This is a genomic window from Mesorhizobium sp. L-2-11, assembly GCF_016756595.1.
In the GTDB taxonomy this organism is placed as follows: domain Bacteria; phylum Pseudomonadota; class Alphaproteobacteria; order Rhizobiales; family Rhizobiaceae; genus Mesorhizobium.
This window is the reverse complement of sequence record NZ_AP023257.1, coordinates 4,962,855-4,979,324: the sequence shown is the minus strand read 5'-3', so window position 1 is coordinate 4,979,324 and position 16,470 is coordinate 4,962,855. Positions and strand designations below refer to the sequence as shown.

At 61.3% G+C, this 16,470-nt stretch carries 20 protein-coding genes; 7 read left to right on the top strand and 13 right to left on the bottom strand.

Annotation, left to right across the window (positions count from 1 at the left end):
• Positions 1 to 80 precede the first annotated feature (80 nt).
• The 7 genes from JG739_RS23910 to JG739_RS23880 all read left to right on the top strand — a co-directional run bounded on the left by JG739_RS23910 (position 81) and on the right by JG739_RS23880 (position 5,033).
• Complete coding sequence (locus JG739_RS23910; protein WP_202363670.1) at positions 81 to 605, top strand: metallophosphoesterase family protein; 525 nt, start codon at positions 81 to 83, stop codon at positions 603 to 605.
• 172 nt (positions 606 to 777) lie between these two features.
• On the top strand, positions 778 to 1,932 hold the full coding sequence (locus JG739_RS23905; RefSeq protein ID WP_202363669.1) for a DUF3182 family protein: 1,155 nt from the start codon (positions 778 to 780) through the stop codon (positions 1,930 to 1,932).
• Positions 1,933 to 2,010: 78 nt separating this feature from the next.
• Positions 2,011 to 2,232 (top strand): hypothetical protein, encoded by a 222-nt coding sequence (locus tag JG739_RS23900; RefSeq protein ID WP_202363668.1) that lies wholly within the window; start codon positions 2,011 to 2,013, stop codon positions 2,230 to 2,232.
• A gap of 292 nt (positions 2,233 to 2,524) precedes the next feature.
• Entirely contained in the window at positions 2,525 to 2,743 is a 219-nt protein-coding gene (locus tag JG739_RS23895) for a hypothetical protein (protein WP_202363667.1), read from the top strand.
• Positions 2,744 to 2,934: 191 nt separating this feature from the next.
• Positions 2,935 to 3,462 (top strand): YciE/YciF ferroxidase family protein, encoded by a 528-nt coding sequence (locus tag JG739_RS23890; protein WP_202363666.1) that lies wholly within the window; start codon positions 2,935 to 2,937, stop codon positions 3,460 to 3,462.
• A gap of 331 nt (positions 3,463 to 3,793) precedes the next feature.
• Positions 3,794 to 4,288, top strand: a complete 495-nt coding sequence (locus JG739_RS23885; RefSeq protein WP_202363665.1) for a hypothetical protein — start codon at positions 3,794 to 3,796, stop codon at positions 4,286 to 4,288.
• A 181-nt stretch (positions 4,289 to 4,469) separates the two neighbouring features.
• On the top strand, positions 4,470 to 5,033 hold the full coding sequence (locus JG739_RS23880; RefSeq protein WP_202367604.1) for a sigma-70 family RNA polymerase sigma factor: 564 nt from the start codon (positions 4,470 to 4,472) through the stop codon (positions 5,031 to 5,033).
• 58 nt (positions 5,034 to 5,091) lie between these two features.
• On the opposite strand, the gene JG739_RS23875 is transcribed toward JG739_RS23880, so the two are convergent.
• The 13 genes from JG739_RS23875 to JG739_RS23815 form a co-directional block, all read right to left on the bottom strand.
• Positions 5,092 to 5,274, bottom strand: a complete 183-nt coding sequence (locus tag JG739_RS23875) for a hypothetical protein (protein WP_202363664.1) — start codon at positions 5,272 to 5,274, stop codon at positions 5,092 to 5,094.
• A gap of 281 nt (positions 5,275 to 5,555) precedes the next feature.
• On the bottom strand, positions 5,556 to 6,734 hold the full coding sequence (locus JG739_RS23870; RefSeq protein ID WP_202363663.1) for a class I SAM-dependent methyltransferase: 1,179 nt from the start codon (positions 6,732 to 6,734) through the stop codon (positions 5,556 to 5,558).
• Positions 6,731 to 7,720 (bottom strand): GNAT family N-acetyltransferase, encoded by a 990-nt coding sequence (locus tag JG739_RS23865; protein WP_202363662.1) that lies wholly within the window; start codon positions 7,718 to 7,720, stop codon positions 6,731 to 6,733. The genes JG739_RS23870 and JG739_RS23865 overlap by 4 nt, the downstream gene beginning before the upstream one ends.
• Before the next feature lie 9 nt (positions 7,721 to 7,729).
• Positions 7,730 to 8,794, bottom strand: coding sequence for a glycosyltransferase (locus tag JG739_RS23860; RefSeq protein ID WP_202363661.1), 1,065 nt, complete (start codon positions 8,792 to 8,794; stop codon positions 7,730 to 7,732).
• The gene (locus JG739_RS23855; protein WP_202363660.1) at positions 8,791 to 9,642 is read right to left on the bottom strand and encodes a PIG-L deacetylase family protein; all 852 of its coding nucleotides are present in this window, start codon (positions 9,640 to 9,642) and stop codon (positions 8,791 to 8,793) included. The genes JG739_RS23860 and JG739_RS23855 overlap by 4 nt, the downstream gene beginning before the upstream one ends.
• A gap of 7 nt (positions 9,643 to 9,649) precedes the next feature.
• Entirely contained in the window at positions 9,650 to 10,582 is a 933-nt protein-coding gene (locus JG739_RS23850) for a beta-xylosidase (RefSeq protein ID WP_202363659.1), read from the bottom strand.
• Complete coding sequence (locus JG739_RS23845; protein ID WP_202363658.1) at positions 10,575 to 11,336, bottom strand: TIGR04290 family methyltransferase; 762 nt, start codon at positions 11,334 to 11,336, stop codon at positions 10,575 to 10,577. The genes JG739_RS23850 and JG739_RS23845 overlap by 8 nt, the downstream gene beginning before the upstream one ends.
• Before the next feature lie 2 nt (positions 11,337 to 11,338).
• Complete coding sequence (locus JG739_RS23840; protein ID WP_202363657.1) at positions 11,339 to 12,145, bottom strand: sugar phosphate nucleotidyltransferase; 807 nt, start codon at positions 12,143 to 12,145, stop codon at positions 11,339 to 11,341.
• Positions 12,145 to 13,248 (bottom strand): CgeB family protein, encoded by a 1,104-nt coding sequence (locus JG739_RS23835; protein ID WP_202363656.1) that lies wholly within the window; start codon positions 13,246 to 13,248, stop codon positions 12,145 to 12,147. The genes JG739_RS23840 and JG739_RS23835 overlap by 1 nt, the downstream gene beginning before the upstream one ends.
• 13 nt (positions 13,249 to 13,261) lie before the next feature.
• Complete coding sequence (locus JG739_RS23830; RefSeq protein WP_202363655.1) at positions 13,262 to 13,858, bottom strand: histidine phosphatase family protein; 597 nt, start codon at positions 13,856 to 13,858, stop codon at positions 13,262 to 13,264.
• Positions 13,855 to 14,958 carry an inositol-3-phosphate synthase gene (locus JG739_RS23825; protein WP_202363654.1) on the bottom strand — a complete coding sequence of 368 codons (1,104 nt, stop codon included), beginning with the start codon at positions 14,956 to 14,958 and terminating at the stop codon, positions 13,855 to 13,857. The genes JG739_RS23830 and JG739_RS23825 overlap by 4 nt, the downstream gene beginning before the upstream one ends.
• A gap of 131 nt (positions 14,959 to 15,089) precedes the next feature.
• On the bottom strand, positions 15,090 to 15,239 hold the full coding sequence (locus JG739_RS23820) for a hypothetical protein (protein WP_202363653.1): 150 nt from the start codon (positions 15,237 to 15,239) through the stop codon (positions 15,090 to 15,092).
• 174 nt (positions 15,240 to 15,413) lie between these two features.
• Positions 15,414 to 16,460, bottom strand: a complete 1,047-nt coding sequence (locus tag JG739_RS23815) for a UDP-glucuronic acid decarboxylase family protein (RefSeq protein WP_202363652.1) — start codon at positions 16,458 to 16,460, stop codon at positions 15,414 to 15,416.
• Positions 16,461 to 16,470: the final 10 nt, after the last annotated feature.

Below are 16,470 nucleotides of genomic sequence, written 5' to 3'. Positions count from 1 at the left end.
TGATCTTGTTGGCCACCTCAAATGCCAATTGCAGCTGGAAGGCGAGGTTCGGACAACGTCCGCAAAGGCTGTGAACGACCATGATCTATTTCACGGCCGACACACATTTCAGCGATCCCCGCATTCTGCGCATCGATCGCCGCCCATTCGGCTCGCTGGCCGAACACGATCGAGCGCTGATTTCGCTCTGGAACGAAACCGTCAGCCCGGACGACGAGATCTGGCATCTCGGCGACTTTGCCAAGGGATCGGCCGAATTCGTTGCATCGCTGCTGTCGTCTCTTCATGGCGAGAAGCATCTGATCATCGGCAACAATGATGGCGCGGCGACCATAGAGGCTGCGGGTTGGGCCAGCACACAACATTACAAGGAACTGACGATAGACGGCAGGTTGCTGATCCTTTGCCACTATCCTTTTCGCACCTGGAATCAGATCGGCAAGAAATCGATCAATCTGCATGGCCATTCCCACGGCAGGCTGAGCCCGGTCACGCGCCAGTACGACGCCGGCGTCGACAGCTGGGATTTCCGCCCGGTCACCCTTTCCGCCATCCTAGCAAGCCGACGCCGGCGAACCGTCAGCCGCGAAATTCAACGCGAATGATTAAAACGCAGGTCATCCCGAGCCTGCCAAGCCGGGCTGAACGTTTCTGCCATCTGCTGCGTTCTCTTCCGGGTAGAGCGGGTTGGGGGCAGGGCGCGTAGTGTCCGCAACATCGGCGCCCAATAACGAGGAAGCGTTGGGGCCATAACGAGGAAGCACCGGAACGAGCGAGATGACCGAGCGCAGAGGCACCCAGCCGAGCCAGCCAAAAGGCACCGTGATTGCATTCTCCGCGCCGGGCTGCGAGCCTCTCTACGCGCACGAGCGGGAAGCCATAGCTGCCGTCGCCCGCACCATTGCCACGCTCAAGGGGTTTGCCTTCCGGCAGGGTCTGGGCAACAGCAGCGGCAATGGCGGCGGCTTGTATTTCGTGCCGGACGACAGCTTGCTTGCCAGCGATGCGGCGCGGCTGGGTATCAACGGGCCGCAAGACCTCTTCGGCGGCGTGGTGCCTTGGCGCTTCGCGACCACCAAGGCGATAACCCATGAACTGGTCGACGACTTGGCCGAGCGACCGAAAGAATGGTCAACCGGCTTCGGCAGAACTGTCGCCGCCGCAGTATTGCCTGGCTACACCGTGTTTTCGCGGCACGATGCGCTGCGAGCAGCGCGACGCCTGCTGAGGCTCGGGCGGGCCCGACTAAAGCCACCGCTTGCCTCGCGAAGCCAGGACCAGCACATCGTTCGCACGGTCGCTGACGTCGAGAGACTGCTCGAGCAATACCGCTCCCCCGACTTCGACGAGTGCGGTCTGGTGCTCGAAGCCGACCTTCGTGACGTCGTCACATTGAGTGTTGGCAGAACCGAGATCGACGAGATCATGGTCGCCTACTACGGCACTCAAACGACGACGACCGATAATGCGGGACAATCCGTTTATGGCGGATCGGATCTCATTGTCGTGCGCGGCGGATGGGAAGCTCTCGAAGACCTTCAGCTTCCCCGCGCACTGGCTTTGGCAATTGCGCAGGCGAGGACCTATGACGCGGCGATGGCTGAGTATCCTGGATTTTTCGCCTCGCGGCGCAACTACGATATCGGCCAGGGTGTCGATTCGTCGGGTATCTGGCGATCCGGTGTGCTCGAGGCCAGCTGGCGCATTGGCGGCAGCAGTACCGCCGAGCTTGCGGCAATAAAAATTATGAAGCAGGACCCTGGCATCCAACTGGTGCGTGCGTCCGCAGTCAAGAAGTTCGGCAATATCAGCCGGTTCCCGGTGAACGCGGACGTTCATTTTCAAGGAGAAGACCCCGATGAGGGTCCGATCACGCGCTATACCGTCGTCACCCATGCGACCCGCGAGCCGCCAAAGAAAGCGGCGGATTAATGTCTTAGCTAGGGAACATCCGTGGGCGGCTTGAGTTGTTCGGCATAATCCCGAAAGCCAATCTGTCGGGGAGCGGCCATGCCAACCATCTACAAAAAACGACAGGATTCGGACGGTTGGTGGGAAGTCTATGACGACGAGAGCGAGGAAGCCGTCGTGGTTGACGGTATGCCGCTTTCCGGCCTGGATGAACTCGAAGCCAATGAAGCCATTCGAAAACTCGAGCGGGGTGAGGTGACTTCCGACAACATTCCGCCGACGGCCCAGTCTGGCTGGCCTCCGACCAAAGACGGCATATAATGAATGCAGGCGTCTTGCCCCTCCGTCGTCTTCGAACCGAGAGCGGACTGATTCAGTGTTGCAAAACCGCGAACCGCGTAAGCCGTTGTCCAGAACCGCACTGGCAGCAATTGCAATAATCTGCGCGCTGATCCTCGCTGCGTTTTTCATCGGGTTTGAGTATTCGGCCCCCGAAGGAGGCGCGCTCGTTATCCCCGGATCGCAACATTCGCCGTAATGCCCCATCCCTGTACATTCTTACCAGTTCAACAGAGTTGCCAATTCGACAGACCGGCGCGAGCGAGGTTCGTCCATGACCAAGCAGTATCTTAACCACCAGTTGGAATGCCCTTATTGCTTGACGATAAGGCTGAGGATTCCGGCCGACGCCGGTCCTGACGACCGGATCTTTTGCGACGACTGTGGCGAATTCCTCGGGACCTGGGACGATCTGCTAACCGATTTTGAGAGGCAGGGCGGCCAGGATGGAGTGTTCCGTCTCGACAAGGGCCGTATCAAGCGGATCGATTGAAGTTGCTGCCATATGCGAAGCCATTTGCTCGCACTGCCGCCTCACCAGCGTAAGCCTTGCAGCACCTGTGCGGCCTAAAGCGAAAAATTTCCAGCGGCTCGAATCATCAGGGAACTTGTTGCCGGCCGGCGGGGTTATCGGACCGCCTTCATGGTTAAGGAGGCTAGCTCCAACCTCAGCGGGAGACGACCATGGCAACTGCAAAAAAAGCTGCGAAAGCGACAACCAAGGGTCTTGAGGACCTGTTCCTCGACGGGCTCAAAGATCTTTACTACGCCGAAAAGAAAATACTGAGGGTGCTGCCGAAAATGGCCAAAAGCGCGGAGTCGGAAAAAGTGACTGCTGCCTTCGAAAAGCATCGCATGGAGACGGAAGCTCACGTCGACCGGCTCGAGGAGGTATTCGAGAAATTCGGCAAGGCGGCACGTGGCAAGAGCTGTCCGGCGATCGACGGCATCCTTGAAGAAGGCTCTGAGATCCTCGAAGACTATGACGGTGCTCCTGCGCTCGATGCCGGACTGGTCGCAGCGGCGCAAGCCGTCGAGCATTACGAGATCGCCCGGTACGGCACTCTTGTCGCCTGGGCAGAACAGATGGGAAAGGCCGATGTCGCCGCCCTTCTCAAAGAGACGCTCAAGGAGGAGGTCGCGACGGACGAAGCGCTGACCGGTTTAGGCGAGGGTGGCGTCAACCAACGCGCTCTCCAAGCCGCCGCGTAGTTCCTTGTGCTACAGGCTTGCGGAGCCCAGGCAAAGATCGCCAGGCTCCGCTCGGAAGATGAAGGTAGCGCTGCCGTTCGAATTCTTGAACCGGCGTGACCGACTGACCGTTGCCGGGATAAAATTATTTTGAACCGGAATCCACAAGCAAATCAACGGGTTCAAAGACACTGCGCAGATATCAGGTGAAAGAGCAGGATCACGGATCCGGTTGTTATTGGCCTGAGCGGTCGCATGGCGGAGCGACCCGTTTAGAGAGCCCGGTCGCGGGGTGATTGGAACATCTGCCGACCAGCGCCGTTGATATGCTCGTCAGGCGAAAGGGCTGCATATGTCAAAACTTCAGGCGGTGACTCCAGAGCATTTGCAACGGCTCAAGCTCGAGGCGTCTGCTTATTTTGCTCCGAAAGTGCTCCACGAAGCATTGTTGCGTCTTTGCCAGGCTGGCGGAAGCCGCAGCCTTGACCGGTTCGAGAAGACCATGGTCGATCAGATCGAGGCAATGCAAGATGAGAGGGCGGATTTCGAGACAATGAAGGAATTTGCCATCGAACAGCTTTACGCCTGCGTTCGCGAGGTCCGGTGTTCGCCGCAAATGAAACAGCCGCTGGAGGAGGCGGAAACCCGAAGGACGCCTGGTCGGTCGGAAGAGCCGCAAACCCTGGAAGACCAGTTGCAGGCCGGGCTTGAGGATTCTTTTCCCGCGAGCGACCCGCCTGCCGTGGTGTCCACGGCGATATCCGGCGGGGCGAAAAAGCTGGTCGGGACTGACGAAGTCCTGAAAAAGCAGCGAGAGGAGGCGGCTAAGAACAACGATCGCTCATAGACGGCCCGCGGACTTGCTGCAGGCCGGCCATCGGGCGACAGATGTGCGTTCGCCCGATCCGAGATTTTCCAGCGACTTATTCGATGTCCGGAACGATCCAAACCTTCATGCATTTAGCTTGGCTGCGTTCATCAACTCGTTCTTGCTGGGAGTTGGACTATTGTCCTCCAGGGGGTACGCCTTGGCCAACCAGGAAAAGGATGACGTTTCCATCGTTGACCTGATACCTGCCTTGCGAGCCTTCGCCCGCACCTTCTGCCGTGTTCCCGACGATGCCGACGACCTGGTCCAGGAGACATTGACCAAAGGGCTTGCCAACATCGACAAGTTCGAGCCCGGAACGCGTATGAAGTCGTGGCTCTTCACCATCATGCGCAATACCTACTATACGCGCATCAAGGCCGCCGACAGGGAAAAGCCAGGCCTGCTTGACTGCGCCTCCGCAATCCCGATTACGGAAGCGACGCAGGAGTGGTCCGTTCAGAGCAAGGAAGTCTCCAATGCGGTCCAGAGGTTGCCGCAGCATCAGCGCGAGGTCCTGATGCTGATCGGGGTTCTTGGCGTCAGCTATGAAGAAACTGCCGAAATATGCGGTTGCGCGGTGGGAACGGTAAAAAGCCGCCTTAACCGAGCGCGTGCCAGCGTGCTAGAATACCTCGGCGAAAGTTCCTTGCAGACATTGGTAGAAAGACGCAATCACTTGTCGGAAGCCCAGGGAAACTTCGCAGTCGACAGGCGTCGATAGCTAGAGCAACCACGCCTTCGTCATCCCAGGGTTTGCCCTAGGATGACGAAGGGAGGGTCTAGTCCTGTTTCTTTGCTTTGCATCGACGCTTCTCGACAAGCGCATTCTGCAGTTGAACCGCAAGGTCGGTCAGCCGGTCGGGGACCTTTTCCTGCTCGATGGCAGTCAGCAGAGATGCGATCTTCCGGTCTATTGCCAGCCGGAGTTGCGGGCTGATGCTATCGTCGCTCGAGCGAGACATAGTGTTCTCTTAACGAATCAGTCCCTTCACCAGTGTGGTGACGGCAATCAGGGTTTGCAAGAATTCGCGCGCCATCCTTACAGCCAGCGCCGTCCTCACAGCCCGTCCCTTGCACAGCCCGTCCCTTGCACGGCATTGTGTATCGAAGCTGCTGGTCTCGTCGGGGAAGCCTATGCTTTCCCCTCGGGTCCTCCCGGCACTAGTCCCGGGTGCGCTCGACATTTCGACTCTCGCGACCTGGACTGGCCACTGGTCATGATTGGCGTCTGCGGTTGCAGCAGTCAGTCTTGGGAGAGCCGATCTGCGGCGTGATACTGATCGGAGTTGATCCGATTGCCAACGAGCCGGCATTGCTCGGTGTGCAGCTTCCGCGTTTCCTCGACCTTGTCCTCGGCCCAAATCGTCATCGCGCCGGCGTCGGAGCCTTTACCTTGACGGCAGAGGTGATGTCTATCTTGCCGCCGGGCGCCATCTAGTCCTCCTTCGGATTGTGCCCTTGCCTGTTTGACGCCCGAACAATCTTTGGGCCGTAATGTTCCGTCGGATGCCGTAAGAAGAAAGGCATTGCCGTCCCACAGAAGGAACGGCTTCTCGCCGTCAACCATGACCTGCATGCCGTGGGCTTCGGCAAGGCGGTGAACGTCGGCCCGATCCAGCGCCGGCGATCCGCGATAGGAGTAATTCAGAAGTGCCGCCCTGCCTGACGGTTTCAGAACACGCGAAATTTCCTCAAAATACCGCTCCGCCAGGCCAGCCAGCACCAGGTAGGGGAAGCTGTCGACGGCCAGCACGCAATCGAAGCTCGCGTTGCTGAAATCGGCAAGATCGAGACCAGAGGTCGGCCGCAGGTCCACATTGCGCAGCCCGGCACATCGCCGACGAGCGACCGAAATCATCTCCGGGGATATGTCGATGCCGACGATCCGGTGCGCTGCATGCGAGAGCGCGCGTTCGAAACGCCCGATGCCACAACCAATGTCCAGAATATCACGGTCGGTGCCGGTGAAGCCTTGCCCCTCCAACCAGGCGGCGATCTCGTCGGTGGCGGCGCTGAGTTTCTCCTCGTCTCCCAACGAAGACAGCTGAACGCTCGCCGCCTGGGAGATCGTCGCCGCGGCATCAAAGCCGGCGGCCAGCCGCCTGACGACCGCGGCGTCGGTTTCCCATTCATCGCGTTCATGGCGGACGGCCGCCGCTGTTTGGCGCAGCGTGGCGAAGATGTCAGACCTGTGACGAAGCAGATCGGCGATCCGCTCCAGCCTGTCGCGTTTTCGCAGTTCGGCTGAACTCATTTCCAGCGCCACATCGGCCAATTCTGCGGCATCGACCCCGGTCTCGAAGCGCAGCGCCAGTCTGGCGATGATGGCTTCGACGCAGGCGCCGTCGGCCATGCACTCCTCGATCACCATTTTTGCTGTCGACGCCGCCTGTGGCGATGGCTTTCGTCCGGTGGTGCTCATTGAGCCATGCTCCGCGTCCAGACCCTTCGCATTGTCCATTGGTCGACGGCGCCCCAGCCATACTTGTAGCTCTCCTGGCCGCGCAGAAAATCGAACTCCCGCGCCCCTTCACGAGCCGCTTCGGCGATCGCGTGACCGATCAGGATTGCGCCGGGACTTTCCTCGGCATAGGCCGGATCAAAACCGCCAAGGTAGGCGTAGGCGCGGTGGCGATGATGAAATCCGTAATAGGCGCCAACGACCGCATCATCGATAGCAACAAGCCAGCATCGGACAAGACCCTGTGCGGCAAGCATGGGAAGCGCCTGCCGATGGAATTCTTCTGCAGCTGGATCGGCCAGAACGCCGTCGCCACGCCCGGCCCAACGCGCGCCGTGAAGGCGGACCAGGTGATCGAAAAACGCTTTGAAATCGGCCTGCGCCGGTATGATGGAGACGCAGCCGCGCCTGCGTGCGGCATTGTGCGCGCGGCGCAACTGGCGTCTCCGTCGCGCTGGAACGCAGACCGCGAGCGCATTGTCGCCAGCGATCGGCAGCACGGGACAAGCTGCGTGGTCGACGAGTTGACCCGCCTCCAGCGCAGGGTGCGCGATAGCGAGACCGGCAGCACCGGCCGGCAGGTCCGGTAAAATCCATTGCGACCAATCGATCGCAACAACCCGGTCGGCAATAACGGCGGCGACAGCCGCTTCGATGCCGGGCAAACACAGGATATCCAGATAGTCGCTCAACGAAATCCCGACCGGAAGCAGTCTCGACCCGGAAGTTGTCTGTTCCAGGTAAAGCGGCGCCAATCCCACTAGATCGTCGCCTCGCCAGACGGCGATCGTGGCCAACTCTCCGGGCGCGAATGCGCGCCACCACGGCACCAGCCAGGCTGGGCTTTGGAACGGCGTCGCTGTCCGGCTGTGCGCCCAGAGCTCCCGCCAGCGCGGCGCCAGCGCCGCAAGAGCGGCCAGGTCGTCGATGATCTCGGAGCGGAGCATGAAAACCGCTCACTGCACCGTCGAGAGGCGCCTGCGGCCGGCACCAAGCCCTGCCAGCGCATGGTAGGCGTCCATGTAAGACGAAATCATTTGCTTTAGCGAAAAGCGCCGCCGCGCTTCGGCCCGGCATATCTCGGCATCCAGGCCGGATGCTGCGACGATGGCCTCCGCCATCTCACGGATGTCATTGACCAGAAAGCCCGTCTTGCCGTGTTCGACCACGTCCGGCAGCGCGCCGTTGGGAAAGGCGACGACCGGCGTGCCGCAGGCGAGAGCTTCCATCGCGACAAGCGAGCTGGTTTCCGCGGCAAGGCTGGGAATGACCAGGCAGCGGGCAGCGTTGAGAAAGCGCCGCTTCGCGACGAAGCCGAGCGGGCCGAGGAAGCGGCGCCGATTGCCGAGGCGCGGCTGGACTTCGTCACGAAAGTACTGCGCGTGCGTTTCGTAGGGGTAAACCTTGCCGCCGATGATCAGCGGCACGCCAGCCTGTTTGGCCGCGTCCTGTGCCAGGTGGATGCCCTTTTCCGGGCAAATGCGGCTGAGCACCAGCGCGAAGCTGCGCTTGGACTGGCGACCGCTCAGCGCGTCGATATCGACGCCGTTTGGAATGGGTGCCAGCAGCCTGGCACCCGGCGGCGCGGTCCTCTGTTGGGCCACCGAGACGGTGTGAAGCCATAGATCGTCGCGGGCGGGGCGCAAGGCATCCGCGGGGTACCAATCGAGCGGCAGGTGCAGGCTTACAAGGGTCGGGCCATCATCAGGCAGATAGGCATCAAAATCGATGCCGTGCAGATGAACCACGTCGATCGGCCAACGGGCGCGTGCGACTTCTATCGCGGTGCGGTGAGAGCGCTGTGCCCGTTTTTTCGCCGCATCGTCGAGCACACCCGGTTCAGCAGGCGTCTCGATGAGGACGCCCGCCGCTTTGGAGCCCCGGCAACCGATCACGATGGAAGCGTGCCCGGCGCGCACAAGTGCCTGGTCGAGCATCGACAGCACCTGCTCGGCACCGCCAACCGCATCCGGGCCGACTGGCGCGAGAGGGTAGGCGACGTTCAGGACGGTGAGGGTCATGGCCGGTCGAGCCCAAGCTCCTCATGCGCAGCCGCCGCGGCGTGAAGCCAAGCCGCTGGCTCGAAGCCGAGCGGCAGCGCCTCGTAGTAAAGTCTGCCATTGTTCGGCAGCGCCAGGAAATCATAAGCAGGCGCCACCCGGAAACGTTCGACGCGCGCCGTGAACGGCGCCAGCGTCCGTTGCTGTGTCCGGTGGCAGGCCAGCATGCGCTGCTTTCGTTCGAAGGCAGCTTCGGTAAGGTGCAATTCGATGCACTCGCTGCCGGAATGGCTGTTGAAATCCTGAAGGACCGCACCCTCAGGTCCGGCGCAATAGAATGCCATTTCGACGATGGCCGGCGCCTGGCGTCCGTCGCGGCGCAGCAAATGGCAGGCCGCATGGACGGCAAAGGCGGTCGCGTCATGATCGGGGTGACCACCTTCATAGGGATGCGTGCAGACGAAGCTGATGCCGCGATCGGCCAAAAGGCCGGTCAGCTCCCGTGCGAGCGAGCCAAGATTTCCGGCGGCCTGCTTGTCGGGATAACCGAGGCTGATCAGCGCCGTCGACGGCAATCCCGCTGCCGCCACCGCCGCCTCCAACTCCCGATGGCGGGCCTCGGCATAGTCCTGCCACGTCTCGAAGCCGTATGCTCGCGCATCTTCAAGATCTCGCGGCGCGCCGTCGGTGACATGAACGATGCGAGATCCGCGCAAGCCGGCAAGATGCCCGCCGATGCCGACGGTCTCGTCGTCCGGATGCGCGACAACGATCATGATTTCAGCACCGTCAGAGCCGTGCGGAGCAGCACCTAGCAACAAGGCCGCGAATTCGGCAAGCGGTCCGGACCTGTCGGGTGCGTGTTGCATGACACACTCATGCTGCCGAAGCCCGCACCGCTCTGACCGGCGAGGCAGCCATGGCAGGAGCGTAGCGGCGGGTCATCGTCGCACAAAACTCCGCAAATTCCTCCGGCATCAGCGGCGGACTGGTGTGATGCGGCATCACTCCGCGGTGCTCTGGCGTGAAGCAGAAGGTGATGGTCACGTCGAAATCGGCAAGTGCTTCCATCTGCCGGTCGTACCAATCCTGCGCATTCGGTCTGAAACTGTCGGCCCAGGAAAGCCCGGTGCGCAGATTGGTGACGCCCAGCCGTTTCATCCAGGCGACGGCGTCGTCCAGCCGGGGATCTTCAAAGTGGAACCATTGCACCAGCCCCATCCCGGGTGCGTAACGCAGGAATTCTTCGAGCGCCGGTTTGGGCGTGCCGTCTTCGCGGAGCAGGCCCATGTAGAAGTGGCGATAGTAGGACGAGCCTTCGGCCTCGCGATGACGCGTCGTTGCCCCCCATTCGCGCGGAAGATCGTAGAGGCTGTACCATTGCACGCGCGCGGCATTGCCGAGCAGCAGTTCGGCGCTCCGACGCAAACCCCAGAGCTGTACCTCCTCAGCCCCGAAGCTCGACACACCAACTTCGCTGACCCATACGGGAAGATCGGTGACGGTCGAAATCTCGCCGATCTTCTGGGGCCATTCCTGAATCTGCCAGAGGTTCCAATCGAGCGGGAAGCCATGCACACCGACGGCATCGACATGATCGAGCACCCCGTATTGCTTCATGAGTGCCATGAAATCGGCATCGATCGGCGAAATGCCGCCCAGGATCCTGGTGACGGCGGGGTTTGCCGATGCGATCGCATCGGCGGCCAGTATTGCCATGTTGGCGAAGCGGCTCCAGTCGGGGTCGAGTTCGGGATCCCAATGGGATTTGTTGTTCGGCTCGTTCCAGATCATCGCGGCTTCAATCATGAAGTGGTCCTTTCGACGGGTAGACCGCGCCGCCGCCGGCCGGCTCACCGGCGGCGCGGCAGAAATAAACCTCTTGCTCCGGGTGCAGCACGATCTCGAAGCCAGCGCTGCGCAGCATCGCTTCGGTGCAGGCGCGATTGGGAATCCACCAGTTGGTCGGGTCGTCGGCATAGCGATGCTCGACGAAATGCAGCTTGGGAAACTCCGGTCGGTCGAACAGATCGTGTGTCCAGAAAGGATAGTTCTCATCGAGTGCAGGCAGTTCGATGCTGCCGCGCTGCATGGACTGGAAGATCATCAGGTCGCCGGCAACGTGCTCCCGGATCAGATCGAGAGCGAGCAGCGGGTGGCGCAGGTGATACAGCACGCCCATGAACAGGACGATGTCGAATGTCTCCCGCAGGGCGCCGACGTCGTAGACCGACAGCTGCTGGAATTCGATGTCGCAGTCCGCGATTTCGGCGGCGAACCGCGCCTGCGCCAGATAGGCTTCATCGAAATCGATGCCGAGGACGCGGCCGGCACCGCGTCGCTTCATCTCGATCGAGTAGAAGCCGGCGTTGCAGCCTATGTCGAGCACGGCCTTGCCGGACAGATCGGCAGGAATGGCGTCGGCGAACTTGCGCCATTTGATCAGCGGATAGTTGCCGAGGAAATGGTCGGGGGCGGTTTCGACGCCCGCCAACTCCATATTGTGGAACCACGGGCCAAGGGCATCGATGCGGCGGCGTATTTCGGCGTTCGAATGCAGCATGGCTAGCCTCCTTCGCCTGGATGGCTTGGTATCTGCGCCTGCCCCGGCAGCACGAACATGAGGTTTTTCGGGTCCTGCGACGTGGTGTCGTTGTTCTCGAGAAGCCGCAGCGCCGTGCGGTAGCCGTTGAACGTGCCGACGTCGACATAGGCGGTGCCTGCCTTGAGGCCGCAAGCCTCACCGCCGGCCGCCAGATAGGCGTTGATCAGGGTACCGACATATTCGTCGCTTTGATCCCGTTCGCGCCAAAGCGCGGCAAGCTGGTGGAGTATGCGGCCCGGCATCTTGAACGCCCCCCAAATCCAGTTCGATGCGGCGGCTTGTTGCTTGACCTGGATCTCCTTCACCAGGTCATCCCCGTCGAGAACGACGGCATCGAACAGTTCCGGGTGATCCACCGGGAACAGCAAAAACGACAGCCGGTCGTCCGGCAGGCGGCAAAAGCCATCTTCCGGAAACCAGATCGTGTCGGGCAGGCCGACCAGAACCGTCTCGTCCGCCGCGACCAGCGGCGCGGCGCGGAAGATTGCGTCGCAAAGCCCGACGGGGTTGGGCTGCACGACAAACAATGCGGCGGCGTCGCCGTAGCCGGCGGCGTAGTATTCGAGAATGTCCGATTTTCCCGATCCGATGACGAAGCAGATTTTGTCGACGCCGTTGCGCACCATGCGGCGCACCAGATATTCGCTCACCGCGCAAGGACGCTCGGTCTGGCCGTCGATGCGGCTGCCGACCGGCAGGAGCTCCTTTGAGAAGCCGAGCGGTTGAATGCGGCTGCCGCGGCCGGCGGCGGGCACAATGCCCAACATCAGATTGCTTCCTTCAGCGGCTCGCCCGCCATCAAGCACTGCAATGCATCGGACAGGAGGCGGTCCAGTTCCCTGGCGCGTTGCGCAGAGGTGTGTTCGTCCAACACCCGCTCGCGGGCCCGGCGCCGGATTGCGTCGACTTCGCTGTCGGGCAAGCCGACTGCCGCGACCACGTCGTCGGTGCTATCCGCCAGGATGATCTCGCTGCCGGGCTGGAAAAAACTGCTCAGCCCGGGCCAGTTGTCGCTGACGATCGCCGCGCCGCAGGCTGCCGCCTCGAACAGCCTGCCCGAAGGACACCAGCCCCTCTTGGCCATCGCCTCACGGGTCACATTCAGCGTCAGACGCGATGAGCAGAAGAAGGCCGGATGATCCGCAGGCGGAAGGTGCCTGACAAAGAAGATGTTTTCGCCCCACGGAAATTCGTGCGGATATTGGGCGCCGCCGATGACGAAGCGGTGGTCCGGCAGGCGCGCTGCCGTGCTGACCAGCAGCTTTTCGACGCCGGCCTGGCGATCGGCCGCATAGGTTCCGAGATAGGATAAATCCCCGGCGAATTCAGCCCGGGGCTCGGCCGGCCGGTGTCGCTCGGGATCGACATGGCCGTAGAGAGGCAAGACACGGCGGGCACCCAGCAGCGTTTTCAGCGCATCGATTGCGGTTCCGCCCGTATAACTCAGGGCGAGGTCGAAATCGCGCAGCCCTTCGGGCCCGTAATAGGCCGGTCGCAGACCTTGTTCGATGCGGGCGAGTGTGACTGGCGTGTCAAGATCGTAGAAAACCTTCAGCCCGCGACAGGCCTGCTGCGCCAGGCGCGATGCCTCCACGGCGTCGGGACAATAGGACGTGACGATGACGACGTCGGATTGCCCGATCGCCTGTTCCGCGACATGGCGAATGTCCTCCCACTCCGGATAGAGAACGACATCGCCGCCATCGAGATGATCAAGATCGCGTGCGCCGGCATAGTATGGGGTGTTGCGTTCGAAAAAGCTGACCGACCAGCCCAGCCGGCCGAGCGCACGGATCAGCCCGCGCCATAGCGTCGCGTGCCCGTTTCCCCACGAGGAGGTGACGGTGAGACCGAAAATGACCATACGCATCCGGCAGTCCTCGTCAGACGGCTTCGTTCAGTCGGATCAGCTTTGAGCCCCAGTCACCGGACACGACCGTAGTGATCGAAGCGGGGTCGATGTCGAAGCGAAAGCAGTCTCCCAGCGGCAGGCCGAGCACCTTGCAGACGGCGGCTTTGATCACGTCGGCATGGCTGACCAGTGCCACGGACTGGTTCTGGTGGCGTTTGCGAAGCTGCTGCATCAGCGAGATGACACGTTGCTGGACGTCCAGCATGGTCTCGCCGCCGGGCGTCCTCGCCTGCTGACGGTGACTGTTCCACGTCAGCCAGTCGGCGTCCTGGCTCAACTCTTCGAAGGTCTTGCCCGACCACGCGCCGAAGTCGATCTCATCGAGCTCCTGGCAGATTGTGATCTTCTCGGGTTTGCAGGCGATTGCGATCGGTTTTGCGGTTTCCATGGTTCGTTCGCGCGGGCTGCAACAGATTGCCGCCAGCGGCCGCGCCGCCATGTGGCTGGCAAGGCGCGAGGCTTGTGCCCTGCCGGTTTCGCCGAGGCAAACTCCAGCCATGCGTCCGGCAAGATAGTCGCCGACATTGTCGTGCGCCGCATGGCGGATCAAGAGGAACGTCGTCGTCATTCCGCGGCATCAAGCATCGGCTCGTCCCTCCCGGCGATGAAAGACAGCGTGCGCAGGCGTGCCTCGGCATCGGTGAACTGCTCGGGCGGCGACTTCATGAAATAGCTGCAGGGGCCGGTCAGCGCCCCTGCGATGCCGCGGTCGAGCGCCAGCTTGGCGCAGCGGACAGCGTCGATAACGACTCCGGCCGAGTTGGGCGAATCCCATACTTCCAGTTTGAGCTCTGCATTCAGCGGCACGCCGCCGAACGTCGTGCCTTCGACGCGGATGTAGGCCCATTTTCGATCGGTAAGCCAGGGCACATGGTCGCTGGGGCCGACATGGATGTTGCCGGCCTCCAGGGGAACATCGAACTGGCTGGCCACGGATTGCGTCTTGGAGATTTTCTTGGATTCCAGCCGCTCGCGCTCCAGCATGTTGAGGAAATCGGTGTTGCCGCCGAAATTCAGCTGATAGGTGCGGTCGATGCGGACGCCGCGCTCGCGGAACAGATTGGCGAGCAACCGGTGCACGATCGTCGCGCCGACCTGGCTTTTGATATCGTCGCCGACCAGTGGCAGACCGCGCTGTTCAAAGCGCCGGCGCCATTCCGGCCGCGATGCGATAAAGACCGGTATGCAATTGACGAAGGCGCAACCGGCCTCGAGCGCACACTCGGCATAAAAACGCGTGGCTTCTTCCGAGCCGACCGGCAGATATGAAACCAGGACGTCCGCGCCGCTTTCCCGAAGCAGCGCGCTGACATTCGCGACCGGCTCCTCTGCCTCCTCGATCGCATCGCGCAGATATTTGCCGATGCCGTCAAGTGTCGGTCCGCGCTCGACGCGAATGCCGGTTGCCGCAACATCGGCAAACCGGAAGGTATTGTTGGGCGCATTGTATATGGCTTCGGCCACATCACGCCCAACTTTGCCCTTGGCGACGTCGAAAGCACAAACCACCTCGATATCGCCGACATGATAGCCGCCGAGGTCAGCATGCATCAGGCCTGGTATCGGCTCATTGCCGCTGGCGTCCCGATAATATGAGAGGCCCTGGACAAGGGAGGATGCGCAATTGCCGACGCCGACTATTCCAATCCGTACCTTTTTTGATCCCACGAAACTGCCGCCATCGCTGTTGAAGGTATGTTCCTCGCGCCGAACTGTCGACTGCCGCGAATGTTCCTTGCGACCTGGAAAAATCACGAACCTCTAATCGGATCAGAGCTGCGCCCTGTGTGTCGCAAGTCTCAGTCGAGCGTTCGCAGCATGTCCGCTTCTTTTTCCAGGATGCTGGCCACTTCCTCGCGCTCAAGATGCGTCATCATCAGGCTCACACAGCATTCGAGGTAGGTGATCGAGGCACGTCTCAGAAAGGCAGCCGCTTCCCGTTCGGCCATTTGCTCGATGTCCTTGGCGGATCGTTTTCGATGCACGGGTCCGTTCTCCCTGCCGATATCTTCGCCCAACGGCGAGCTCGACCGGATGTTCCCACAATGAGGAAAAGTGAAAGCGCCTTTCGGGACGGTCAGGTCCTCACCACGATCATGCCGAGGGCGCAGCTCTCACCGACTTCAGGCCGGCAGGTTTTGCAGCCGGCCTGAAGCGGACCTCACGCTTGTCGCAATTGGGGAAATTCGGTCCTCGTTACGGCTGGCCTCGAGCTCCGTAAAATAGCTGATCGTCTGCATCAGGCCTTGCTTGAGCGGTACCTTTGGCGACCAGTCGAGAAGGGCTTTTGCACGGGAAATGTCCGGTTGCCGCCGGCGAGGGTCGTCCTGCGGCAGTGGCAGGAATTTGAAGACCGAGCTGCTATGGGTCATATCCCTCACCAATCCCGCCAGTTGAAGAACGGTGAATTCCCCGGGATTGCCCAGATTGACCGGTTGGCGCGGATTGGGGTCGACATCCATCAGGCGGACCAGGCCGTCGACCAGATCGGAGACGTAGCAGAACGACCAGGTCTGCAGCCCGTCGCCGAAAATCGTCAGTGGCCTCTTCTCGAGCGCCTGCATTACCAGATTCGAGACGATCCGGCCGTCGGCAGGATCCATCCTCGGACCATAGGTGTTGAAGATGCGCGCGACCCGGATGTCGGCCATTTCGGTTCTCAAATAGTCGAAGCACAGGGTTTCGGCGGTTCGCTTGCCCTCGTCATAGCAGGCACGAGGACCGGTGCAGTTCGCGTGACCGACATAGTCTTCCCTTTGCGGGTGCTGTTCGGGATCGCCATACACTTCGCTTGTCGATGCCTGCAGGAAGCGCGCATTGTCTCGGGCGGCGAGCTCAAGCAGATTGAGGGTTCCGATCACGCAGGTTCGCGTGGTGTGGATTGGATCGGCCTGGTAGCGCGGCGGCGATGCTGCGCACGCCAGGTTGAAAATGCGGTCGACCGGCTCAGCAAGGTCCAATGGTCGACAAATATCCTGCTCGATCAGCCGGAAACGAGGACTGTCCAGCAGCGAGACGATGTTCTCCATCCGACCGGTAAGAAAATTGTCGACACAGATCACCCGGCACCCGGCCTGAAGCAGTGTTTCGCAAAGATGCGAACCGAGGAAACCCGCGCCGCCGGCGACAAGCGCCGTTCTGGTCCGTTGCGTCCTTCTTGATCGCCGCATCTCTATTTTC